The sequence below is a fragment of the Pseudoduganella flava genome (assembly GCF_007830495.1).
GTDB lineage: Bacteria > Pseudomonadota > Gammaproteobacteria > Burkholderiales > Burkholderiaceae_D > Rugamonas > Rugamonas flava.
Genome location: NZ_VLKW01000007.1, coordinates 24,620 through 49,043 on the forward strand (window position 1 = coordinate 24,620; position 24,424 = coordinate 49,043).

The 24,424-nt window shown below is 66.1% G+C and carries 18 protein-coding genes; 10 read left to right on the forward strand and 8 right to left on the reverse strand.

Annotated elements, in window-relative coordinates:
- Positions 1-2: 2 nt before the first annotated feature.
- The 5 genes from rdrA to IP92_RS18065 form a co-directional block, all read right to left on the reverse strand.
- Positions 3-2,579 carry an antiviral RADAR system adenosine triphosphatase RdrA gene (gene rdrA / locus IP92_RS18045; protein ID WP_145877570.1) on the reverse strand — a complete coding sequence of 859 codons (2,577 nt, stop codon included), beginning with the start codon at positions 2,577-2,579 and terminating at the stop codon, positions 3-5.
- Positions 2,580-2,767: 188 nt separating this feature from the next.
- Positions 2,768-3,514 (reverse strand): carbonic anhydrase, encoded by a 747-nt coding sequence (locus tag IP92_RS18050; RefSeq protein ID WP_145877572.1) that lies wholly within the window; start codon positions 3,512-3,514, stop codon positions 2,768-2,770.
- A gap of 121 nt (positions 3,515-3,635) precedes the next feature.
- The gene (locus IP92_RS18055; RefSeq protein ID WP_145877574.1) at positions 3,636-3,845 is read right to left on the reverse strand and encodes a hypervirulence associated TUDOR domain-containing protein; all 210 of its coding nucleotides are present in this window, start codon (positions 3,843-3,845) and stop codon (positions 3,636-3,638) included.
- A complete protein-coding gene (locus IP92_RS18060) occupies positions 3,842-5,128 on the reverse strand; it encodes a GGDEF domain-containing protein (protein WP_229418836.1) in 1,287 nt (428 codons plus the stop codon). The genes IP92_RS18055 and IP92_RS18060 overlap by 4 nt, the downstream gene beginning before the upstream one ends.
- A 111-nt stretch (positions 5,129-5,239) precedes the next feature.
- Positions 5,240-7,222, reverse strand: a complete 1,983-nt coding sequence (locus IP92_RS18065) for an LTA synthase family protein (RefSeq protein WP_229418837.1) — start codon at positions 7,220-7,222, stop codon at positions 5,240-5,242.
- A 372-nt stretch (positions 7,223-7,594) separates the two neighbouring features.
- Between IP92_RS18065 and IP92_RS18070 the strand changes: the two genes are divergently transcribed.
- Genes IP92_RS18070 through IP92_RS18080 form a run of 3 tightly spaced genes read left to right on the forward strand, consistent with a single transcriptional unit; the run spans position 7,595 to position 10,757 of the window.
- Positions 7,595-8,713 (forward strand): acyl-CoA dehydrogenase family protein, encoded by a 1,119-nt coding sequence (locus tag IP92_RS18070; RefSeq protein WP_145877579.1) that lies wholly within the window; start codon positions 7,595-7,597, stop codon positions 8,711-8,713.
- Between the two features lie 9 nt (positions 8,714-8,722).
- Positions 8,723-9,577 (forward strand): phosphate/phosphite/phosphonate ABC transporter substrate-binding protein, encoded by an 855-nt coding sequence (locus tag IP92_RS18075; RefSeq protein ID WP_145877581.1) that lies wholly within the window; start codon positions 8,723-8,725, stop codon positions 9,575-9,577.
- Positions 9,555-10,757 carry a ferritin-like domain-containing protein gene (locus tag IP92_RS18080; RefSeq protein WP_145877584.1) on the forward strand — a complete coding sequence of 401 codons (1,203 nt, stop codon included), beginning with the start codon at positions 9,555-9,557 and terminating at the stop codon, positions 10,755-10,757. The genes IP92_RS18075 and IP92_RS18080 overlap by 23 nt, the downstream gene beginning before the upstream one ends.
- On the opposite strand, the gene IP92_RS18085 is transcribed toward IP92_RS18080, so the two are convergent.
- On the reverse strand, positions 10,758-11,717 hold the full coding sequence (locus tag IP92_RS18085; RefSeq protein ID WP_229418838.1) for a MerR family transcriptional regulator: 960 nt from the start codon (positions 11,715-11,717) through the stop codon (positions 10,758-10,760).
- A 195-nt stretch (positions 11,718-11,912) separates the two neighbouring features.
- Between IP92_RS18085 and trhP the strand changes: the two genes are divergently transcribed.
- Complete coding sequence (gene trhP, locus IP92_RS18090) at positions 11,913-13,271, forward strand: prephenate-dependent tRNA uridine(34) hydroxylase TrhP (protein WP_199271800.1); 1,359 nt, start codon at positions 11,913-11,915, stop codon at positions 13,269-13,271.
- Positions 13,272-13,275: 4 nt separating this feature from the next.
- Here the strand turns inward: trhP and IP92_RS18095 are convergent, their stop codons facing one another.
- Complete coding sequence (locus IP92_RS18095; RefSeq protein ID WP_145877586.1) at positions 13,276-15,594, reverse strand: sensor domain-containing diguanylate cyclase; 2,319 nt, start codon at positions 15,592-15,594, stop codon at positions 13,276-13,278.
- Between the two features lie 118 nt (positions 15,595-15,712).
- Positions 15,713-16,621, reverse strand: coding sequence for a CE1 family esterase (locus IP92_RS18100; RefSeq protein WP_145877588.1), 909 nt, complete (start codon positions 16,619-16,621; stop codon positions 15,713-15,715).
- A gap of 127 nt (positions 16,622-16,748) precedes the next feature.
- Here IP92_RS18100 and IP92_RS18105 point away from each other — a divergent pair, with 127 nt between their 5' ends.
- The 6 genes from IP92_RS18105 (at position 16,749) to IP92_RS18130 (ending at position 24,291) form a co-directional block, all read left to right on the forward strand.
- On the forward strand, positions 16,749-18,395 hold the full coding sequence (locus IP92_RS18105; RefSeq protein WP_145877590.1) for a M28 family metallopeptidase: 1,647 nt from the start codon (positions 16,749-16,751) through the stop codon (positions 18,393-18,395).
- Positions 18,396-18,516: 121 nt separating this feature from the next.
- Positions 18,517-19,449 carry a LysR family transcriptional regulator gene (locus IP92_RS18110; protein ID WP_145877593.1) on the forward strand — a complete coding sequence of 311 codons (933 nt, stop codon included), beginning with the start codon at positions 18,517-18,519 and terminating at the stop codon, positions 19,447-19,449.
- Positions 19,450-19,693: 244 nt separating this feature from the next.
- Positions 19,694-21,706, forward strand: coding sequence for an FUSC family protein (locus IP92_RS18115; protein ID WP_145878120.1), 2,013 nt, complete (start codon positions 19,694-19,696; stop codon positions 21,704-21,706).
- Complete coding sequence (locus tag IP92_RS18120; RefSeq protein WP_145878121.1) at positions 21,696-21,890, forward strand: DUF1656 domain-containing protein; 195 nt, start codon at positions 21,696-21,698, stop codon at positions 21,888-21,890. The genes IP92_RS18115 and IP92_RS18120 overlap by 11 nt, the downstream gene beginning before the upstream one ends.
- Positions 21,883-22,812 carry an efflux RND transporter periplasmic adaptor subunit gene (locus tag IP92_RS18125; protein WP_145877596.1) on the forward strand — a complete coding sequence of 310 codons (930 nt, stop codon included), beginning with the start codon at positions 21,883-21,885 and terminating at the stop codon, positions 22,810-22,812. Before IP92_RS18120 ends, IP92_RS18125 begins: the two co-directional genes overlap by 8 nt.
- A gap of 9 nt (positions 22,813-22,821) precedes the next feature.
- Complete coding sequence (locus IP92_RS18130; protein WP_145877598.1) at positions 22,822-24,291, forward strand: efflux transporter outer membrane subunit; 1,470 nt, start codon at positions 22,822-22,824, stop codon at positions 24,289-24,291.
- The last annotated feature ends 133 nt before the right edge of the window (positions 24,292-24,424 follow it).

Consider the following 24,424-nt stretch of genomic DNA (forward strand, 5'->3'; position numbering starts at 1 on the left):
GCTTACTGGCCCTTCAGGCGGCGGTAGGCCGCGCCCAATTTTGGATCCTTGAACCGCGCGAGATACTCTGCGAGTATGCTTTCAGCCTGCTGTTCCGACAAGGTAAGCATGACGCGAGCGGCCGCTTCAAATTGTTTCTTCCCGGTTTTCTCGTACAGCCACTCGCTGCGCGTCTGCCGCTTGGCCGTTGGTTTTGCGGAGGCTTCGAGTGTCAGCACGGCGGCCGATGACCTCCCATATACCGTGTACGCCATGCCTTTGATGGGATGCGTCTCCAGCATCGCCGTGATCGCACCGACGCGCAAACCGAACTCTCGGCTATTCCCGCCGGCAAACGGCGTGATGTTCTGCCGATAGATATCGCTCCTGGTGAAGTCCTCGCCATCCCCGATATTGACTGTTGCGATGATTGGCGGAAGGCCGTACAACGGACCTTTTTCAAAGCTGCCGAAGGCTGCCCATAGACTGTTGAACGCTTTCTTCGCCACCTGCCGCATGTGCAGGAAAGGATCCGGCACGGTGGCGCCCTTCGGATCGTTGAAGATCCACGCCTGGTTGAAGAACTTGTTCATCACGTTATAGACCAGCCAGGGAGACAGCCGCAAATCGCCTGCCTTAACGTCGCGACGCCATGTATTGATCGCATCGGCGAGAAGCGCTTGCGCGTCGGCGAGTTCCGAGTGATCGAAGTACGTCTCTTCCTGCTCTTCGTCCTCCGGTTCACCGCTTTCGAGCGTCTTTGTTTGCGCGATGGAACTGAACGAATAGAATGGCGCGCGATGGAGAATGGTGGCGATATCGTTCGCCGTCATGTCCCGCAGCAGGCTTGTCATGACCAGTTCGAAAATACGGCCCACGCACAGAAGCACGCCAGTTTTGCTTTGATTATAGAAATTCCGATGCAACAGTAATTCGGCCAGCAGGAGCTGGTCTGGTTCAAGATGCATGCTGTTGTATGCATTGATCAAGCTTTGCGACACCATGGGGCCGATCTCTGGAACCGGATAGGACAGGATGCTGGCACCTGGCAGATGGCTCAGCCAGCTTTCCGGGACTCTGTCTTTGAGTTTGGTTCGCCAGTCGTCCAGGTCCCCGGTGGCCCTGAAGTCCGGATAGTCGACGTTCTGCCGCTGCGGCTGGAACAACGGCGTGTCGAACATGCTCGTCCACTGCTCGCTTACTTCATTTCTCCCTGCGGTCCAGTCGCTCTGCGCCTTCAACACCAGGTAGGCCGCTCCCGCCGTATGGTCGTATTTGAAGTGCTGTTGCAGGGTTTCGATCCACGTAGGGACCGACACCCCTTCCAGAGGCGAAGCGATCTTCTTGTACGCGTGATTCGCACCATAGTTACGTGCAAACTCTTCGTAAGCCACCTCACGGGAATTGCGGCGGGACTCTTCCGGCCCGGTGGATGTCGCGGTCTGGTAATCACTCCTGAACCTCTCGATCGCCTCGATGGGCAGGTCCGGCATTAGCAAATAATGGCGGATCGATTCCTTGGTCAACTTGCCGGCTTCGATGGCCTGGCCCAGATCGGGAATCAAGCCGCGCAGCCGATAGACCAATTGACCGAACGCGCGCACGGTGCGAATCGGTACCGGCAAATAGCTGTTTTCGACACCGTTCGTGCGGTCATTCAACAGCGCTTCCAGCCACGCGTGGAACTGCGGGAAAGTGAGAGTAGGGCCCGCGTCCTCTCCAAGCGTAATCGCGTGGTTTGCGAGATACGAGCGCATCGTCGGCATTTCAAGCCGGAACTGCGGTGGCAGCACTTTGCGGTGATATTCGCGTGCGAGTTCGCGCGCGAGCTTCTCCGCCTCCATCCGGTGCGACTTGCTGTCCTTCAGAAGCCGGCCATGAAAATCCCGCCACGTGACGTCGTGATACAGCTTCGCGTCACCGGAAATGACGGGCAGAACCAGCGGCGACGTGAGATATCGACGCACCACTTCCAGGTTTTCAAACGCGCGATGGAGCGACGTATCGACATCGTCGATCGGCATCACCAGCAGCTTCTTGTCAAGCAGCTTCAGTACGCGCTCGAAGAACTTGTGGATATGGCCGATCAAGTCCTGGTTGCCGATGAATGCGCGGACCTTGTCCAGACCTTTCTTTTCGCGCTGCGTCTGCATGTGTTCGAGCGCATGGCCCAGTTGGTGCAGCTCCTTGTACATGGCGGTGCGCGCCTCGGAGTCCTTTTCCAACGCTGATTTCACCGCCTTGTCCGAGAGGATCGCGGCTACCACAATGTTCAGGAACAAGTCATCATGGTCTTCCAGCAGCGTGGGATCAATGGGCTTCAGCACATGAACCGAATTGACCAGTTCCTTGTCCACGCTCCCCAAATACAACTCGAGGTTATCGAGGACGGAAGTTTTGCCCGTGCCGCGCGCCCCGTCGATGAGTACTGCCCCATGGCGCAGGCGCATGCCATGTTTGGAAGACGCCAATTCATCGCGCCGCTCTTGAATCAGTTTAAGCAGCTCCTCGAAAACCGGCCGTGCCAGCAAATTGGCGGCATCCGGTTGGGACGTACTGTCAGGCTGCCGAAGAGGAAAGATAATTTGAGAAGAGGCCATGGACGGAAACTTGCTGTATTGAAGTAACTCTAGTTGCGATCTGCACTAGAAACTCTTCAATTTACACAACAACTTTCCGAACTGCAATTGGCATCACGCCCTATAGCGGCAAGTTCCCCCAAAAACCGCCACCAAAAACAACGCCACCCGTCAGGTGGCGTGTTTTTGTCCAACAAAGGTGCGGCTCGTCAGCCATGCACCTCCACATCCCGCCCATTCAATGGCTGCACCGGCCTTGCATTCATCCGGTACAGCTTGCGAAACGCCGCCAGCTGCGCCTTCGAGATCTCCACCGGCTGCTTCAGGATCTGCCAGTGCACGCCTTCGCTGCACGGCGGCGTCGTCAGCGAGCCCATGTAGGCGTAGTAGGCATGATCGGTGGGCAGCAGCGCGGCTGCGTCGAAGTCGCCGTCCAGCGGGTGCTTTTCGCCCGTGCCTGGCAGGCCCGCGAAGACGGGCTTCAGCGCGGCGTTTTCCTTGCCCTGCTTGAACAGCACGGCGACGACGGCCAGTTCGCCGGCGTCGTTCTTGTGCACCAGGTGCGCCACCAGCGGGTAGTGCTTGCCGTTGATCGCTTCCTCGCTCGGCGTGTGGAAGTGGAACTGGACGAGCTTGTAGTCGCCGCCCGGCAGGTGGACGGTGCCGCCGGCCGGCAGGTTCACCTGCACGGTGTGGCCGTTGTTGACGATTTCAGCCGCGCTGGGCGTGTAGCCGAAATCGATCGGCGCCGCCGGCCCCGCCTTCGGGTGGCGGATGTCGATCGGCGACTGGGCCTTGCCCAGTTTGCAAGCGGAGAAATCGGGCTCCAGCTCGCCCCAGTGGGACGCGCCCGCCTTGCCCTTGTATTCCCAATGCGCGGCATCCGCCGCCTGCGCGCCGCTCGTGGCTGCAGCGGCGGCCAGGGCGGCCGCCACCATCATCAGTTTGACTTTCATATAACACCTGGCTTGTAAGAGACTTCGCGATACGGTCGCGCATTGCAACCGGCCTCGTCCACGCTATCAAGCCCGGCGTTAAACTTCCGTTAGGCCAAGGTAGAGCCGTGTCAATTCCGCCTCACACCTTCTTCAATGCCTCCGCCTTGTGCGCCGCTTCGGCTCCCGTCTTGTCGCTGACGACAAGGTACTCCGGGTGTTCCGGCGACGCGGCCACGTGGTGCCCCTTGATCTCGCAAGGCGCCGTCAGTTTCTTCTTCACCGTGCCCTGCACGGGGCCCTGGGACGAATGCCATTCGACCTTGTCGCCGACTTTCAACGTGTCCGTCATGCCGATTTCTCCATAGGGTTGCAACGTATCTGATTGCGGCCGCCTTGCTTGGCTTCGTACAGCATCGCGTCGGCGCGCAGGAACAGTTCGTTCTGGTTCTTGTAGTCGGGATAGGCGGCAATCCCGCCGGAAAACGAGAAGTGCCGCACGTCGCCCGCTTTCACCTCGAAAGGCAGCGCGCAGAAGGCTTGCCGCATCGCTTCCAGCTTTTGCAAGCCCTGCTCCAGCGTGCAGTCCCAGAACACGAGCACGAATTCCTCGCCGCCGAAGCGCGACAGCAGGTCGTTGTCGCCGATGTGCTGCGCCAACGTCAGCGACAGCCGCTTGATGACGATGTCGCCGAAATAATGGCCCCACGTGTCGTTGATCGTCTTGAACTTGTCGATGTCGACGATGCCGAAGGCGAGCTGGCGGCCGTCGCGACCCGCCTGGCGGATCGCTTCCTGGGCCTTCTTTTGCAAGCCCACCTTGTTCAGCAGGCCGGTCGCCCGGTCCTTGCCGATCAGGTCCTTGCTGACGCGGATCTTGCCGGCCCGGTTCACCAGTTGGCGGTGCAGCAGGTCGGGTGCGGTCAGCAGCAGCACGTCGTCGAAGCCGCCGGCCAGCGCGCGGCGCGCCAGCTCGGCATTGGGCTGGTGCAGCAGCAGGATCACTTCGCGCACCGGATCGGCTTCGATGTCCTTTTTCAGTACCCGGCCGATCGCTTCGGTGCGCTCGAATTCCACGTCGGCGATCAGCACCATGTCGGGCTGCAGTTCCTTCACGCGCAGGTGCAAGGTGCGCACGTCGTCGTGCCGTATCAGCTCGATGCGGTGGCGCAGCAGCGCGGCGCCGTCGACGTCCGCCGCGCCGCCCAGGAAGATCAGGCGCACCACGTCGCCCCGCTTCTTCTGCACGAACAGGTTGAACAATTTATCGACCAGCACGTCGTTTGGGATCGGCTTTTCCGCGTAGGCCAGGCAGTTGCTGTCGACGAGCCGTTGCTGCAACAGGAAGCGCCCGCCCTGCCGCACCGATTGCAGGTAGACGTAGCTGCGGTCGGCCGGCAGGCGGGCCAGCAATTCGCCCAACAGCAGCATCTTGCGCCGGTCGTGCATGTCGGCTTGCATATTGTGCAGCGAGTCCAGGTCGACGACGAACAGCGTGTTCGCCGAACTGTGCTCCACCGCGTGGACGAACTCGGCCAGCTCGCTGAAGAAAGCGATGTCGAAATCGTATTTATGGGCGTGCAGCAGCAGCTCGTCGCGGTTGTCCTTGATGAAAAAGCTCTGGGACAACAGCAAGACCTGATTCCTGTAGAGAGGCGTACTTGGCATGTGCGAGGTCCCCGCCGGTGGAAGACATCACATTACACAAGAATTTCCGCGCGGGTCGCACCCTGCCGCAACAAACCTTCATTCAGGTAGGCGGTACGACCGTTCCCGATACAACAGTGAAGGCAGCATCACGTGCGCCATCGCGCGGTCCACCTGCGCCTGTGTCGGCGTGGCGGTGCCTACGTCGACGTTGCCCGTCGCCTGGTCGTAGCGCGCCTGCAGCGGACTCTTACCCGGCCGCAGGATCGTCGCGTCGCGCCCTTCCAGGTACGCGAAGTAGTCGTTGAACTGCAGCAGCGCGCGGCCCGGCGCGTCGGTCTCGCGCGCCAGGTCGCGGCCGATCATCGGGTGCTCGCTGTCGATGCCGATCAGCGACAGCAGCGTGGGCGCAAGGTCGATCTGGCTGGCCATCGTCGCGATGCGCTTCGGTTTGATGTCGGCGCCCAGGATCAGGCCCGGGATGTGGAACTTCTTGATCGGCACGAGGCTGTTACCGTACACGCGGTTGTCGTGGTCGGCCACGATCAGGAACACCGTATCCTGCCAATAGGCTTGTTGGCGGGCCTGGGCGATGAAGCGGCCCAGCGCGTAGTCGGCGTACTTGACGGCGTTGTTGACCGTCTGCTTGTCCGGGTCGTGCAGCGCGATGCGGCCGTCCGGGAATTCGAACGGTTCGTGGTTCGACGACGTGAAGATCAGGCTGAAGAACGGCTTGTTCGCGGCGTGCAGCGTGCCGAGGCGCTCGAGCGCCTTGTCGAACAGGTCTTCGTCGGACGCGCCCCAGCTGCCGACGAATTTCGGCTTCATCTGCTTGCGGTCGACGATGTTCTGGAAACCGTTCCCCGTGAAGAAGCCGCGCATATTGTCGAAATGCGCCTCGCCGCCGTAGACGAACTCCGTCTGGTAGCCCTGCTGCGCCAGGCCGGCGGCCAGCGTGTAGAACCCGCTCTGCGCCAGCGACAGCTTGACGACGCTGCGCGCCGGCGTCGGCGCATTCCCCGCCACCACGGCCTCGATGCCGCGCACCGAGCGCGTGCCCGTCGCATACAGCTGCTCGAACCACCAGCCCTCGCCCTTGAGCTTTTCCAGCTCCGGCGTCACCGGCAGGCCGCCCAGCGACTGCACGAACGTCGCACCCAGGCTTTCCTCCAGCACGATCACGAGGTTCAGCGGCTTGTCGCGGTGGATCGCGCTGGGCTGCCGGTGCAGGGTCGGCAAGTCGGCACGGGGGAACTGGTAATCGCGCAGCCATGGCGCCGCCTTCACCTCGGCCAGCACACGCTCGCGCGCCATGTTCCCGTAGATCTCGGACGACTTGGTCTCTTCCACCATCGATGCCACGCCTTGCAGTACCGACCACGGCGAGTTGATGATCAGCGCATTGACCATCGCATCGCCCGTCAGCGCGAACAGCGCCGCATTGGCAGGCCGATGCGCCGTCGTCGAGCGGATCTGCATGAACACGGCGAGCACGATCAGTGGCCAGGTCCATAACAGCTTCCCGGTCGACCACTGGTGCTGTACGGACGCGGCGCGCAGCAGCCGGTATAACGCCACGCCCAGCACGATGGTGCCGCCCACGCCGAGGATTACGGCGATGCGAAAGCCGTTCCACAGTGTGGCAGCCACTTCGACGGGATCGGACAGGTATTCGACGAACAACCGGTTCGGCCGCACGTCGTACTGCATGATGAACTGCGGTGTCGAGAATTCCATGAACAGGATGAACACGACGGCCAGCGTGGCCCAGGCCACGTTCAGCCGCCGCCACAGCGCAGCGGTGACGCGGTGCGCCAGCAGCGGCGCCAGCACGAGCAGCACGGCCTCGAAGTAGCCGAGCAGGATCAGGTCCGCGCGCACGCCCTGCAGCAGCATCTGGCCAGGAATGCCGGCGGCGCGCACGCGCTCCCATTGCCACGCCATCAAGCCGATGCGCGACAGCGACAGCAGCACCAGGCCGACCAGCAGCATCTGCAGCAGGCTCGCATAAGGACCGGCAAACGCGGTGGCGGCGCGCAGCCGCGCGGCCGCCCGTTGCAGGGGGGAGTGATCGTTGAACATCCGGGTTTCCTGGAAGTACGGTAGCCCGGCATTGTACGGCAGCCAACGCGGCGCCGATACGGCGCCGGCCGTTGCAAGTCTGCTACACTGCCCACGCCGTGGACGTTTCGTTCACGCTGGTCCGCCGTACCGCCGGCCGCGCCCTTCGGCGCCCGGGTCAGACGGCCGTTCGCGAGGCTGGCGTATCGAACCGCCGCGGTATGTACCGTTTCCAAGCGCTGCCATCATGCAGGTCCAGCGGAACATAGAGAGGTGCGCCAGCATGCCCGCTTCCCGATCCAGCGTAAGCGCGGCGTACGCGTTCGTTCGCCCGCATCCGCGGGCTCTGTGGTCCTGTCCCGCTGATGGCGCCTGTCCATACAGAGGGATGCCATGCCAACAATACAATCACTCGAAGCCATCATCCGCGACGTCATCGCCCCGGCCGCGCAAGCCACGGACCGCGACGCCGCCTTCCCGCATGCCGCGCTGCGCGCGCTGGGCGAAACCGGCCTGCTGGGCCTCGTCAGCGCCACCGACGTGGGCGGCATGGGCCTGGGCCTGGCCGACGCCGCGCAGGTCGTCGAACGGATCGCGCAAGCCTGCCCTTCCACCGCGATGGTCGTCTGCATGCATTACTGCGCCACCACCGTGATCGAACAAAGCGGACCTGAAGACGTGCGGCGCGATATCGCCGCCGGCCGTCACCTGTCCACGCTGGCGTGGTCCGACAGCGGCTCGCGCAGCCATTTCTGGGCGCCGACCGGTGCCGTGCGGCGCGAAGGTGACCATGGGCTGATCGACGGCAGCAAGACGATGGTCACGTCGGCCGGCGCGGCCGACTCCTATGTGTGGTCGACGCCGCCGCTGGACGGCAACGGCGTCAGCACGCTGTGGCTCGTCGACGGCAAGGCCGACGGCCTGTCGCAGCCGAAGCCGTTCGACGGCCTGGGCCTGCGCGGCAACAGCTCGTCGCCGCTGACGGCACGCGACGTGCGGGTGCCGCTGTCGCGCATGCTGGGCCAGGACGGCGGCGGCTTCGACACGATGACGGGCGCGGTGCTGCCCGTGTTCGCGACGCTCGTTGCCTCGTGCTCGATCGGCATGATGGAAGCCGTGCTGACCGCGGCGTGCACGCACGTGGCCGGCAACCGCTTAGAACACCTGGGCAGCACGCTGGCGGACCTGCCGACGATCCGCGCCTATCTGGCCCGCGCGCGCATCCAGGCCGACATGGCGCGCGTGCTGCGCGACGACACGGTAGCCGCACTGGCAGCGCAACGCGCCGACGCGATGCTGCGCGTGATGCAGGTGAAGGCCGCGGCGGCCGAGGCGGCACTGGAAGTCACGGACACGGCGATGCGCGTGTGCGGCGGCGCCGCGTTCCGCAAGGATCTCGGCGTGGAACGCTATTTCCGCGATGCCCGCGCGGCATCGGTGATGGGCCCGACGTCCGACGTGCTGTTCGATTTCATCGGCAAGGCCGTCTGCGGCATGCCGGTCTTCGGTTAAGGAGGCGCCATGACGAAACCTCTGACGATGGGCGCGGTGGCTTATGCGCCGAAGGTCGTGACGATCTGGGAAGGCTTCAAGGAATACTTTTACCAGCACGGCTTCGCCTTCGACTACATCCTGTATTCGAACTACGAGGCGCAGGTGCAGGCGCAGTTCGACGGCACCATCGCCGTGGCGTGGAACTCGCCGCTGGCGTGGGTGCGTGCCGATCGGATGGCCCGCGCCCGCGGCCAGCAGGTACGCGCCGTCGCGATGCGCGACACGGACTGCGACCTGACCTCCGTGCTGGTCGCCCGCGCCGGCACGGCCATCGCCATCGAAGGCCTGCGCGGCAAGACGATCGGCTTCGGCGCGATCGATTCGCCACAGGCCACGCTGATCCCGCTGGACCACCTGCGCCGGCACGGCTTGGTGGCGGGCCGCGACTTCACGGCGCGCCGCTTCGACGTCCTGGGCGGCAAGCACGGCGACCATATCGGCGGCGAACGCGACGCGGCGCTGGCGCTGATGCGCAGCGAGATCGATGCGGCCTGGATGATCGACGGGAACCACATGGCGTTCTCCCGTGAGGGCGTGCTGCCGGCCGGCGCAACGACGATCGTCGCGCGCACGGAGCGCTTCGACCATTGCAACTTCACGACGAGCCCTGGCGCGCCGCAAGCGCAGATCGCGCGCTTCACGGAACTGCTGCTGGCGATGCAGTGGGACGACCAGGCCGTGCGCCCGCTGCTCGAACTGGAAGGCCTGAAGCAGTGGCTGCCGGGCCGCACCAGCGGCTACGACGCACTGGTGCGCGCCGTCGACGACGAGCGGTTCTACGACCAGGAAGGGAACATCGTTGCAGACGGCTATCGATATTGAAGCGCTGGGCTTCGACGCCGGCGCCCACCTGCTCGTCAAGCACGCGCTGCTGGACGTGCCGGTCGGCGCCAGCGTGCACGTGACGGGCCGCAGCCCCGGCTGGGATGCCCAGCTGGCGGCGTGGTGCCGCGCCCAGGGCCATGCGTGCACGCTGTCCGCCACGGATAGTGGCACGGTAGCCGTCGTCACGCGCGGCGGCGCGGCGGCCGGGCGCTGGCGCGATGCGCTGGCGACGGGCCGCTCGGCCATCGCGGCGCCGGATGCCGTCGCAGCCCAGGCACAGCCGCGCTGGGGCCTCGCTGCCCGCGGCGCCACCGTCGAAGCGGGCTCGCCGGAGATGTACTTCCGCCTCGACCGCAAGGAGGAGGTGTGGACGCCGCGCGCGGCCGACCTGTACGCGCAGGCCGCTGCCGCCCAATGGGACCCGGAAACGGCGATCGACTGGCACGCCGAGTTCACGCTGCCGGACGTCGTCGAGGACGCCGTCGTGCAGGTGTTCACATACATGATCGAAAACGAGGAAGCGGCACTGGTCGTGCCGGCGCGCTTCCTCGGCCAGGTGCACCCGCACTACCGCGAGGTGCAAGCCGTGCTGGCCGTGCAGGTGGCCGACGAGGCGCGCCACATCGAGGTGTTCACGCGGCGCGTGCGGCTGAAGGGCCGCGAGCCGGGGCTGTCGACGGCCGGCGGCCAGGCGTCGCTGAAGACGCTGCTGGACGAGACCGACTTTTCAGTGGCCGGCTTCCTGCTGTCCGTGCTGGGCGAAGGCACGTTCGTCAGCCTGCTGCAGTTCCTGCACGCCCATGCGCCGGATCCGGTAACGCGGCAGATCGCCAGGCTGGCCGCGCGCGACGAAGCGCGCCACGTGGCGTTCGGCATGCTGCACCTGGCCGAACGGCTGGAACACGAGCCGGCGCTGCGCGTGCGCCTGGCCAATGCGGTACAAGCGCGCAACGACGCGCTGTCCGCCACGTCCGGCCTGAACGAGGAAGTGTTCGATGCGCTCGTGTTGCTGGCGGCCGGCGAGTTCACGCCGGCGGCGATCGCCCGCGGCTATACCCGCGTGCAGGAGCTGATGCGCGACATGGCGGACGGCCGCCAGGCGCGCCTCGAAAAGCTGGGCTTCACGAGCGATGCGGCGCGCGACCTGTCGGCACTGCACACCCGTAACTTCATGTGATCAGGCCCGCTTCGGCGGTGGCGGCAGCGGCAGGCCTTCGGCCAGCACCAGCCGCTCCATCGCCGTCTCCAGCACACTGCGCGCCAGCCCGGCGGCGTGGCCCAGCTCGCGGTGCAGCTCCGCATCGGCCTCGTTGCGCGATGCGCATTGTGCGCTGTAGCGCTCGAAGCTGCCCACCATCATCAGCAGGTCGGCCAGGTGGCGCGGGCATTCGCACGCGATGCGATTGCCCGCCGCCGTGATCGTCGCCAGCCCTTCCTCGTCGAACCGCACGGGCGGCACCATGCCGGGCGTGCGCACGGGTGAGGGCAGCTGCCGGCCCGTCAGCGCGGCGCGGCACAACAGCGCCAGCTCGCCCATCTCGGACGGCATGCGCGCCACCATGCAGTCGTGCGCACGCAGCGCGCGGATCGTGGCACTGGAACAGAAGCGGTACAGCACAACGACGGCGGCCACGCCCGCATTGGCGCGCGCCGCGGCGATCAGCGGCAGCGCCGCTTCGTCCGGCTCGGACAGTTCCAACAGCAGCACCTCCGCCTCGGCACCATCGAGCACCGTCATGTCCTCGTCCAGGCGGGCGCACGAGCGGCGCACGTCCAGGCCCAGGCTGGCGGCACCGACGGCCGCGATGCGGCGGGCCAGCGCGGCGCCGACCAGCGCCACGCGCACGGGACCGCGCGGCGCCTCGGCCGCGTCGGCGTGCACGCCCGTCATTTCCTCCAGCCGCTCGATGGGCAGGCGCGCCAGCGTGCCGATCGCGTGGCCGTTGTCCACCAGCTGCTTCAGGAGCCCCAGCCGGCGCACCTGCCCGGCGGAATACAGGCGCTGGCCACGTTCGGAGCGCTGCGTGTCCGAGACGCCATAGCGGCGCTCCCACACCCGCAGCGTCTCCACGCTGAGCCCCGCCAGCCGCGCGGCCACGCCGCTGCGGTACATCGGTTCATGTTCACTCTTGTTCATAGCGACCCGCCATTGCACGAATATGGGCGAATGATACCGCGTCATTGCCAGGTCAGCAGCGCGACATCCCCATGATATCGGTTCGTTACCTGTTCATCACCCTGGTCAATCCCAGATTTCAAAGCGACGGCTGGATTTTTTGATCAAGATCAAGGAAAGACAGGATAGCGGCCTCTAGCATACGCAGCTTTGACCATGCTGCGCGCTCCCGAACTTCTCCTCCCCGCCGGCTCGCTGGCCAAGATGCATGCCGCCTTCGATTTCGGCGCCGACGCCGTGTATGCCGGCCAGCCCCGCTACAGCCTGCGGGTGCGCAACAACGATTTCTCCACCTTGCAGGCGCTGCGCGAAGGCATCGACGGTGCCCATGCGCGCGGCAAGCAGTTTTTCGTCGCCAGTAACATCTTCGCGCACAACGCCAAGCTGAAGACCTATCTGCGCGACATGGAACCCGTGATCGCGATGCGCCCCGATGCGCTGATCATGGCCGACCCGGGCCTCATCATGATGGTGCGCGATAAATGGCCGGAAGTGCCGGTGCACCTGTCCGTGCAGGCCAACGCGGTGAACTGGGCGGACGTGAAGTTCTGGCACCGCATGGGCCTGACGCGCGTGATCCTGTCGCGCGAGCTGTCGCTGGACGAGATCGAGGAAATCCGCCAGCAATGCCCGGAGATGGAACTGGAAGTGTTCGTGCACGGCGCGCTGTGCATCGCCTACTCGGGGCGCTGCCTGCTGTCCGGCTACTTCAACCACCGCGATCCGAACCAGGGCACCTGCACCAATTCCTGCCGCTGGGATTACAAGGTGGCGAATGCGGATGAAGACGCCAGCGGCGACCTGGCGCGGATGGAAGTGGTGCCGATCGATTTCCACCGCGCCGTCGCGGAGGCGGAGCGGCCCCTGTCGGCGCTGCACCAGCAGCCGCGCCATCCGCTGGCGGACCGCCCGTACCTGATCGAGGAAGCCCAGCGGCCCGGCCAGCTGATGCCGATCCTCGAGGACGAACACGGCACCTACATCATGAATTCGAAGGACTTGCGCGCCGTCGAGCACATCGAGCGGCTGGTGAAGATCGGCGTCGATTCGCTGAAGATCGAAGGCCGCACGAAGTCGCTGTACTACGTGGCGCGCACCGCCCAGGTGTATCGCCGCGCGATCGACGACGCCGTGGCCGGCCGCCCGTTCGACGAAGGCTTGCTGGGCCAGCTGCAAGGCCTGGCGAACCGTGGCTACACGGACGGCTTCTACCAGCGCCACCACACGCAGTCCTACCAGAACTACATGCGCGGTGCGTCCGAAGTGGACCGCAGCCAGTACGTCGGCGACGTGCTCGGCATCGAGGATGGCTGGGCGCGCATCGACGTGAAGAACCGCTTCGCCGTCGGTGACCGCATCGAGGTCGTGCACCCTGCCGGCAACCGCGACATCACGATCGACCGCATGCTGGCGGACGACGGCAGCGCCATCGCCGTCGCGCCGGGCAGCGGCCACGTCGTGCGCATCGAGCTCGATGCGCCGGCCGATGGCGCGCTGCTGGCGCGTTATCTGTAGGGGCTCATTCGACCGGCTGGACGGCCGGGCTGGTAGCCTCGCGGAAGCAGCCGCGCCCGGCGCGCTTGGCGTCGTACATCGCCTGGTCGGCCGCCTTGATCAGCGTCTCCGGCTTCATGCCCGGCGCGACGCACGCGACGCCGATGCTGGTCGTCACGCGCAGCGCGGCCATCCCCAGCTGGAACGGCGGCACCATCGCGGCCAGGATCTTCCCGGCGATCACGGCGCCGTCGCCGGTGCCGCTCAATCCCTCGGCAACCAGCACGAACTCGTCGCCGCCCAGCCGCGCCAGGAAGTCCGCTTCGCGCACGACGGCGCGCACACGGCTCGCGAACATGCGGATCACGTCGTCGCCGACGTCGTGGCCGTAGGTGTCGTTGATCTGCTTGAAGCGGTCGATATCGAAGTACATCAGCGCCATCGGCCCGCCCCGCTGCGCGCGCGCGACGGCCTGTTCCAGGTGGCTGTTGAAGTAGCCCCGGTTCGGCAGCCCCGTCAGCGGATCGTGGTTGGCGCGGCGGAATAGCTCCTGTTCCATGTACTTGCGCGCCGTGATGTCCTCCGTCACCGCCAGCACGCCGACCACACGGCCCGTGTCGTCCTTCAGCGGAATCTTGTTGGTCTCGATCCAGCACTCGGTGCCGTCCGGGCGCACGTCCAGGCCTTGCATCCGCATGCGCGGCACCCCGGACGACATGACTTCCAGGTCCACCTGGCGGTAGTGCTCCGCCTGGCCCTTCCAGCGCAGGTCGAAGTCTGTCCTGCCGATCAGTTCCGTGTCGCTGGCGAGGCCGGCGTCGGCCAGCAGCGCGCGGTTGCCGCCTTCGTACACGCTGTCGAGGTTTTTCCAGAACACGCTCTGCGGAATATTGTCGAGGATAAGCTGCAGCATCTGCCGCGATGCGTACAGCGCGCGCTCCGCCTCCTTGCGCTCCGTGATGTTCTCGGCAAAGCCCAGCACGTGCGTGACGCGGTCGCCGATGCTCATCGGGATCAGCACGATCGACATGTCCGAGCGGCGGCCCGCGTGGTCGGTGACCCGGGTCGTGTACGCGACGGCCTGGCCGCGCAGCGCCTCGCCGAACTTGCGCGCGACCTCGCCGCGGTCCTCGTTGCTGACGTACTGGTCGATCTCGGTCCCGACCAGCGTCTCGGCCGGAACACCCAGTTCCTTCGCCATCTGCTGGTTCACGTGCAGGAAGCGGCGCTGGGCATCCATCGCATAGACGGCGAACGGATGGTTTTCAAAGAAGCCGGCGAAGCGCTCCGAAAAATCGTGCATCGCCCGCTTGCGTGCCCGGTAGCGCGGCCAGGCGGCGACCGCATAGCTGGCGATCGTCGACAGCAGCACGCCAAGCAGCGCCACCAGTGCGGCGGCGTGCACGGAGCCAATGTCCACGCCGGCCGGTTTCGCATAGAAGTAGATCAGCCAGCGGCGGTTGGCGAACTGCACTTCGGCCGAATGGGCCAGCAGGCGCCGCGGCTTGGCATGCAGCGCATGGGGCGTGCCGTCCGCATCGAACACCACGTTCTCCGACGTGACAGCGCCGTCGTACACTTCGAGGTCGAATTCGCGCGCCATGCGGCCGTTGTCGAAACCGAGGAACAGCCGGTCGAGATACAACGCGGAGAAGATGAAACCGCGCAGCGAGCCTTCCGGTTGCGCAGGGGTCGCGCTGGCGCGCGGGGTGCGCACCGGCGAGAAGATCAGGATCACCTGGCGCTGCTCCGGGTCACGCACGGCAGCCATCCGGCGGGTTGCCGTCGGGGCGTCGCGCCACGCAGCTTCCTCCATCGCCGTGCGCCGCTCCGGCGCCGCGGCATAATCGAGCCCGCGCAGCGTGTCGATGCGGGCCGGGTCGGAAGCGTGCTGGCCATACAGCAGCGGGTAATAGTCCTCGGCGCCGGGCCGGCGCTCGGTGATCCGGTAGCCGGGGAATTGACGGGACGCCGCCGCCTCGAAGCGCTCCGCCTCCCGGCTGGGCACGCGCGGCAGGTAGCCCAGTGCGCGCACCCCGTCCAGCCGGTCGAACACGCGGCTGGCGTTGACGAATGCGGCGAATTCCTCCGCCTCGATCTGGTTCGACGCGCTGAAGAACGCGCCCAGGTCGCGGCTGGCGCCGGCATACAGGTCGAGCCGGTGGCGCAGCAGGAAGACATAGTCCTCGGCCGCGTCGCGCAACTGGTCCATGCGCTGCGCCTCGGCATGCTCGAACCGCGCCACGTAGGCCCAGCCGGAAGCGGCGAGACCGGCGACGAAGACAAGCGCCGGCAACGAGTGGCGGCCGATGGCCTTGTAGATGTTGGCGAAGAACGAACCCATGAAAATTCCGGCGCAAGGCGTGACACCGGATACTAGCAGCGTGCAAATTACCGCGGCTCAGGAATTCATTCGTGCGCGGCGGGCCACGACGGAAAAGCGACAGAGTGTTCAGCTTCTGTCACGTTTGCCTGCGCCGGCCTTGAAAGAACGTCCACGCCTCGGCCGCGAGGTCGACGTCACGGTTCTGTTCACCGACCAGCTGGCGCAGCATGTTCGGCAACACCTCGTCGCCCGCCGGCGCCGTGTGACCGCCCCCTTCGACCCTCAGCAGCACGACCTGCGGGCCATCCTGCCTGCCCCACGTCAGGCGCACCACGGCGGTGGCGTTGCCCGGGTAGCGCCGCGCGATGCGCTCGGTGACCGGTGCCGGCGGCAGGCCGGCAAGTGTGCGCCACACTTCCGCGGTCGCCTCCACGCCGATGCCGGTGCCCCTGCCCTGCATGCCGGGCGCGCTGATGGCACCGCCCGCATACGGCGTGATCGGATCGGCCGTGCCGTGCGTCAGCAGCACCGGCAGCGGATGCGAGGGCGCGGCGCAGCGGCTGTGCGCCGGCAGCACGGCGCTTTGCGTGGCGATCGCCGCGAGGCGCGCGCCGATCTCGATCGCCAGCCGGTACACCATGCCGCCGCCGTTCGAGCTGCCGAACGCGTAGATGCGCTGCGGATCCGCGCCCTCGGCATCGATCGCGCGGTCGAGCAGCGCGCCGAGAAAGGCCACATCGTCCGTCGGCGCGTTCGTTTGCGCATCGGCGCGGCAATCGTTCCACGCGCGCCGGCCGTCGCTGGCCGGCGTGCCGTCCGGCGCGATCAGCAGCACGCGCTCGCGCGCCGCCAGCTGCGCCCAGATCCGCGTGCGGTAGCCGAAGAACGGCGCCTGCCCCAGCATGTAGGCGCCCGACTGGCCATGCCCATGCAGCAGCAGGATCGCCGGCAGCCGCTGCCCCGCACTGCCCGGCGGGCGGGCGACAAGGTAATGACGGGGGCCGTCGGCCGTATCCAGTTGATGTGAGCTGATCTCGGGGTCCATGAGGCGATGATGCCATGCCGACAGCGATAGACAAAGGGGCAGCGACCAACAAACGTTTTGACGCGGCCAGGCGTTCCGACGATACTTGGCTTTTTCTGCATCATTGCTTTGCACAAGGAGAGTCCCGGTGAAAAAAACCCTGCTGGCCACCCTGCTGTTCGCCGCATTCGCGGCGCATGCCGATAACCCCACGTTCGATCCGCAGCGCCTGTCGCAGCACGTGAAGGTGCTTGCCTCCGACGAGTTCGAAGGCCGCGGCCCGAACACGGCGGGCGAGAAGAAGACGATTGCCTACCTGGTCGAACAGTTCAAGGCGGCCGGCCTGCAGCCGGGCGGCGACATGGTCAAGGGCAAGCGTGTGTGGACGCAGGAAGTGCCGCTGGGCCGCTTCGAGATCAAGGGGCCCGTCACGCTGACGGTCGGCGCCGGCAAGGACAAGCTCACGTACGAACAGGGCGAACAGATGGCCGTGCGCGCGGCGATGAATGGCAAGAAGCTGGTCGACTTCAAGAACGCGCCCCTGGTGTTCGTCGGCTACGGCGTGACGGCGCCGGAGCGCAACTGGGACGACTTCAAGGGCGTCGACCTGAAGGGCAAGCTGGCCGTGGTGCTGATCAACGACCCGGACTTCGAGACGGGCGCGGGCGACTTCGGCGGCAAGGCGATGACCTACTACGGCCGCTGGACCTACAAGTACGAGGAACTGGCCCGCCGCGGCGCGCTGGGCACGATCATCGTGCACGAGACGGCGCCGGCATCGTACGGCTGGGCCACGGTGAAGAACTCGAACACGAACGTCATGTACGACATCGTGCGCAAGGACCCGGCCAAGTCGCACGCGCCGATGGAAGCATGGATCCAGCGCGACGCGGTCGCCGACCTGTTCAAGCGCGCCGGCCTTGATTTCGACACGGCCAAGAAAGCGGCGCAAAGCCGCGACTTCAAGCCGATGCCTTTGAACGGCGTCACGCTGACGGCCCACTACGCCGTCGATGCGCAGGTGATCAAGTCGCAGAACGTGGCCGCGCGCATCGCCGGCACCGAGCGGCCCGACGAGACGGTGATCTACAGCGGTCACTGGGACCACCTGGGCGTCGGTCTGCCGGATGCGAAGGGCGACAAGATCTACAACGGCGCCGTCGACAACGCCACTGGCATCGCCGCACTGCTGGAGCTGGCGCGCGCCTATGCGAAGGCACCGGCACCGAAGCGCAGCGTGGCCTTCCTGGCCGTGACGGCCGAGGAAAAGGGCCTGCTGGGCTCCGAGTACTATGCGGCCAACCCGCTGTACCCGCTCGAGAAGACGGTCGGCGTGATCAATATGGATGCCCTGAGCCCCTTCGGCCCGGCGCGCAACTTCACGATCTCCGGCAGCGCGAAGCTGGACCTGCTGGACCAGCTGATCGCCAAGGCCCGTGCCCGCAACCAGGCCTATGCGCCGGACCCGAAACCGGAAGCGGGCCACTTCTTCCGCTCCGACCACTTCCCGTTCGCCAAGCGCGGCGTGCCGGCCGTGTCGTTCGGCTCGGGCGAGGACTGGGTCGAGGGCGGTGTCGCCGCCGGCAAGGGCGCGGAAGACAAGTACGTCACCGACAACTACCACCAGCCGTCGGACGAATGGAGCGCGCAGTGGCCATTCACCGGCATGGCCAGCGACCTGCAGCTGCTGTATGGCCTGGGCCGCGACCTGGCCGAATCGCGCGACTGGCCGAACTGGGCGAAGGATTCCGAGTTCCGCGAAATCCGCGACAAGAGCGCGGGCACGCGCAAATAGGCGCAACCGTCATCCTGCGGGCCCGCCTTCATGGCGGGCTTTTTTTCGTCCGCATGATGTTGTATGCGGTAATCGAACCTGCACTATGATTGCGTTTTCGTGATCAATCGAAGGGACCAATATGGCGCGGCCGGACCTGAACCTGCTCCTGGCGCTGGATGCGTTGCTGGCGGAAGGCAGCGTCATCGGCGCTGCGCGGCGCATGAATCTGAGCCCGCCGGCGATGAGCCGTACGTTGAGCCGCATTCGCGAAGCGCTGGATGACCCGGTCTTCGTCCAGGTCGGCCGCAAGCTGATGCCGACACCGAAGGCGCTGGCGTTGCGCGAGCAGGTGCGCATGGCGGTCGAACAGGCGACCCAGGTGTTCGAACCTGGCACCGGCATCGACCTGAAGTCGCTCGACAGGCGGTTCAACGTCCGTGCCACCGATGAATTCGTCAGCATCCACCTGGGCCATCTGTTGGGCGCGATGGCGGTGGACATGCCGCGCGCGATGCTGCGTTTTTCGCCGGAAGAAGATGACGTGGACGAGGAGGCGCTGCGCAGCGGCCGCATCGACCTGTTCATCAGCGCGTCGCGCAAACTAGGGCCGGAGATTCGCGTGCAGTCGCTGTTCACCACGACGTTCGTCGGCGTCGCCCGCACCAACCACCCGATTTTCGACGACGAGATCACGCCCGAGCGCCTGACCCGCTGGGAGCACGTCAACGTGTCGCGGCGGGGGAAGTCCGTCGGGCCGGTGGACACCGCGCTGGAAGCGTTGGGCCTGCGCCGGCATGTCGCGCTGGTGGTCCCCAGTCCCTACACGGCATTGTTCGCGTTGCAGGACTCCGATCTGCTGCTACCGCTGCCGAAGCACCTCGCCAGCAGTGCTCGCGCCGCGGGTCTGCGCATCCGCCTATTCGACCTGCCGACGCCGCTGGAGACCGTGCTGCTGACGCAGGCCTGGCATCCGCGGCTGGACAGCGACCCTGCCCATCAATGGCTGCGGCAGACAATCCACGCGCTCTGCAATGAGGATGCCGCGCAGGCGGCCAAACGGACGCGAACCTGAGAGTAGACCCCTGCATCAGTGCGTCTGACGCACTAGTGTAAGTGCAACAAATTCACTTTTCTGAACGATCGATGGTCTCTACAGTGATGCATATCGATCACTGCAAAAGAGTTTTATCGTGCGTCCTGCGAATGCGCCATCGCCCCTTCCAGCCATCCTGTGCTCCTGCTTCTCCCGGTTACGGGAGTGGTTCGCTAGCGGACTGGCCTACCTCGACCTGACGACGCCGCGCGCCACGTATGTGATGCGCTCGATTCTCGCGGCCTGGCTGGCGCTGGTGGTGGCCTATCTGCTGGATCTGCATCCGCCGTATGCCGCGGCATCCTCCGTTCTGCTCGTCATCAATCCGGTGCAGGGCGCCGTCATCGGCAAGGGCGTCTGGCGGGTGCTCGGCACCTTGGCCGGCATGCTGGCAGCCTTCATCTTGATGAGCGCATTCGGGCAGAGCCCCTGGCTGTTCCTGATCGGCTTTGGCGCGTGGGTGGGTATCTGCGTGGTGGGGATGACGCTGTTGCGGCATTTCCGGGCGTATGGCGCAACCCTTGCTGGATACACCGTGGGGCTGGCCGCCGCCGGTGCCATGCAGCATCCGGAACTCGCGTTCGACCAGGTGATGGGGCGCGGCGCTTCCGTGCTCGTTGGCGTCGTTTGCCTGGGCATCGTGTCCGCACTCTTCAGCACACGGAGCGTACGCAGCCGCCTCGCGGCGCAGTTGCATCGCCTGGCATCGGCCACGGCGGACCTTCTCGCGACGAACCACCAGGCCATCCACGGTGACCGCGCACCGGGCGCCAGGACACTGGATGCGGGCAGGCGCAACCTCATTGTTGAAGTGTATGGCGTGGATGACCTGCTGGCCCTCGGCAAATCCGAGTCCGCCGACCTGGCGCACCGCGCGGCGACCGTTCGGCACACGATGGTGGCCTTGTTCGCCGCGCTGGTCGGCGGCACGCCGCCGATGCGGCAAGGCAGTGCGAGCTTGCATGCGCTGCGATCGCTGCAGCCGGCATGGGAGCAGGCGTGGCAACAGGCCAGCCAGGCGCTGGTGCAGGAACCAGGTCCGATCGGGCTGCAGCGCGCCGTTCACACGCTGGCCGACCTGCGTGCGCAAACGGTCGCGCAGCTTGCCGGGACATCGCTGAGCGAAGCATCGGAGCATGCGGCATTGCTGATCGCCGGCGACCGGCTGATCGAACAGCTCGACGACTACCTGGAAGCCCTCGATGGCATCGGGCGCTTCCACCGGCATCGGCCGACAGCGGCAAGCGTCGCCGTACCATTTCACCGCGACACGTGGGCGGCGCTCCAGAACGGCTTGCGGGCATTGCTGACCGTCGTACTGGGCGGGGCCTTCTGGATCGCGACCGGGTGGACGAACGGGAACCTGATGCTGGCCGGACTGGCGGCGGCATGCGCGCTGCTGTGCACGGCGCCGAACCCGCCGCTCGGCGCCGTCGCCTTCATCAAGGGCACTGTGATCGCCGTCGTGATGGCGTTTCTCTGCTCGTTCGTCGTGCTGCCCCATATCTCCGGGCTGCCGCTGTTGCTGGCGGTTCTGGGCCTGTTCTGGTTGCCCGCCATTTATGCGACGACACTGCCCCGCCATGCATTGGCCGGCGTGGCCTATCTCGTCGCGTTCACGACGCTGGCCGCGGCGGACAATCCGATGCGCTACGACTTCGCCGTCTTCCTCAACAATTCGGTGGCCTGGATCCTGGCGACGTTCTTCACGCTGCTGGGCTTCCGGATCGTGCTGCCGCGGGACCTGTCGCGGGACCTGTCGCGCCTGCGCGTTGCGATCCGCAACGAGGCGCTGGGCACCTTCACCGGCAAGCGCACGGATGCGAAGGCATGGCAATGGCGCCAGCAGCATCGAACGGCGCAACTCGGTGCCCTGCTCAAAGCGCAGCCGGAAGCGATGGACCGATCCATTGCCGATGCGTTGGCCAGTATGCATCTCGGTCGGGAAGTGCTGCGAGTGCGCGATTGGTTGCGTCGGCAACCGCGGGACAGCGCGGCGCGCAGCCTGCTCGCCGTCGCTTTTCGCCATGTGAGCCGGCGGGCCCGTGCGCCCCGCCTGGCCGCGCGGCACGCCCGCCGTGCTGCGCAATCCCTGGCGCGGTTGCCGTTGACGGAACAAGCCGCGATGGCCGACGCGCAGCGCTGGGCGGTCGTACTGCTCGATATCGCAGCGCTGCTCGAGCACCACGCCGATTACTTTTCCCAACGACCTGGAGGCCATGCCGATGCTCAGTGAGTTCTCGTTGGCGGGAATCTACCTGCCGCCATTTTTTGTCTATGCGTGTATCGCGCTGCCGATCTACCTGGCGCTTCGCTTCGTGCTCGCCCGCAGTGGCCTGTTGCGGTGGGTGTGGCACCCGGGTTTGTTCGAGTTCGCGATTTCCCTCTGCCTTGTATCAGTGCTGATTCTCCATGTCTAAACGTTCCTTCCCCGTCAAGCCGCTCATCCGCGCGGCACTCACCCTCATTGCCATCGTTGCTGCCGGCATCCTGGTCAGCGCGCTGTGGCGCGCCTATGTGCTCGCGCCGTGGACGCGCGATGGCCGCGTCAGTGCGCAGATCGTGCGGATCGCGCCGGAGGTGTCCGGCACAGTCGCGGAGGTCCCGGTATCGGACGACCGGTATGTCAAACAGGGGGATGTGTTGTACCGCATCGACCCTGCCCACTTCACGCTGGCGCTCGCACAGGCCGAGGCGCAGTTGGCGGCGGCGCATGCCGCGCTGCGCCAGAAAACCGAGGACGCGAAACGGCGCCAGGGCATGGAAACCCTGGTCCCTGGCGAAGAAATCCAGCGTGCGAACCAGGCGGTGGCGATCGCCCAGGCCGAGCTGCGTGGTGCGCAGGTCGCCGTCGACATGGCCAGGCTCAATATCGAGCGCACCGTCCTGCGTGCTCCCGCCGATGGATATGTCACACGCCTGCGCTTGAACAAGGGCGACTACGCGGTGGCCGGCCAACCGAACATCGCCCTGGTGGACGCGAAGAGCTTCCTGATCACCGGCTATTTCGAGGAGACCAAATTGCACGGCATCCGCCCCGGCGCACCGGCGCGGATCCGATTGATGGGGTTTGACGGCGTGCTTGCCGGCCGGGTAGTCAGCATCGGCCGCGGCATCACCGACACCAACCAGCAGGCCGACGCGCAGGGCTTGCCGAACGTCGCGCCAAGCTTCAGCTGGATCCGCCTGGCGCAGCGCATTCCCGTGCGGATCGCGTTTGAAAAATTCCCGCAGGACCTGGTGCTGTCTGCCGGCATGACGGGCAGCATCGAGGTGGCGGCGCCGGGAGCCGACGCGCCACCGCAGGGCCGGCTCATCGCGCTGCTGCACCGCTGGATGTAAGGAACGATCATGTACGCATCTTCCAATCATCCCCGGTTGCGCCGTCGCGGCGCATTGTTGCTCTTCTCGTTAGTGGCGGCCCTGTCGGGCTGCACGACGGCAGGCCCCGACTATCACGCGCCCACTGTGAGTGTGCCTGCCAACTGGATCGAGGACCATCGCGCCACGACCGCCAGCGACGAGGAGGGACTGCGCACGTGGTGGCGATCGTTCGACGATCCCATGCTCGACAGCCTGGTGGACCAGACGCTGGCGCGCAACCAGGATCTCGATATCGCCTTGGCGCGCCTGCGGCAGGCGCGCGCCGAGCGCGTGCAGATCGCCTCGGCAACCGGACTTCATGTGAGCGCTGGAGGTTCCGGCGAGACCCGGCGCAGCAGCAAGGCGCTCGGCGGGCAACCCGGCGGCGAGTCGCGCACCTGGCAGCTTGGTTTCGATGCGAGCTGGGAGCTGGACCTGTTCGGCGGCACGCGCCGGGCGGTCGAAGCGGCCGATGCGGGCATCGCGGCGCTGACGGAAGACCGCCGCGCGCTGCAGGTGAGCCTCGTCGCCGAACTCGTGTCAAATTACGCCGGGCTGCGTGCCACCCAGCTGCGCCTGGGGATCGCGCACGCCAACATCCGCACGCTGGTCGAAGCCGAGCGCTTGGCTGAACAGTCGCAACGCACGGGGTTCGGCACGCTGGCGACCGTGATGCAGGCGCGCGCCGAACGGGAACTGGCCGAAGCGCAGCCGCCCTTGATGGACGCCGATATCGCCCGTTTCAGCCACGCCATCGGCGTCCTGGCGGGCGGTTTCCCCGGCGATTGGCACGCAGCGTTGGCCGCGCCGGCGCCCGCCCTGCCCAGGCCTGCGCGCTTGCCGCTGTCGTTGCCTTCCGAAGTGATACGCCAACGCCCCGATTTGCGGGCGGACGAACGGCGCCTTGCCGCCGCCACCGCGCAGATCGGCGTGGCGGAGGCCGAGCGCGTCCCCAAGTTCAGTATCCCGCTGGGCATCGGCACCACCGCGAGCGTCATTCACCGCCTCTTCTCCAGTGCCAGCATGGCGTGGGTGGCCGGAGTGCAGGTCAGCCAGTCCCTCTACGACGGCGGGCGCGCCCAGGCCGGGGTAGCCGGCGCACAGGCCAATGCCGACGCGGCCCGGCTGGTCTACGAACGGGACGTGCGGCTGGCGCTACGCGACGTGGAAGATGCATTGACAGGATGGACTAGCGAACGCCAGCGGCAAGCATCGTTGCGGCTCGCCGTTGCGGACAGCCAGCAAGCGCTGGACCATGCGACCCGACTGTACGGCCGCGGCTTGAGCGCTTACCTGCCCGTGCTGGTGGCGCAGCGCACGGTCAACCAGGCGCGCGATGAACTGGCCCTCAGCCAATGGGAGGAAGTGCGCGGGGTCATTGCGCTCTACAAGTCGCTGGGGGCGGGGTGGTCGGAGGCGGATCAAGCCGGCGAGTTAGAAAAGGCAGCAGCCCGGTGATGCCGCAAGAAGCCTTTGTTTATGCCGGCTACCTGCGCTACACTGGCCGCTACCGTTCAACCCCAGGAAAGGAGGCCATCGTGAAAACCTGTCCCCACCGAAAGCTCATGAGGGCGCGACTCCTGGATTGAAA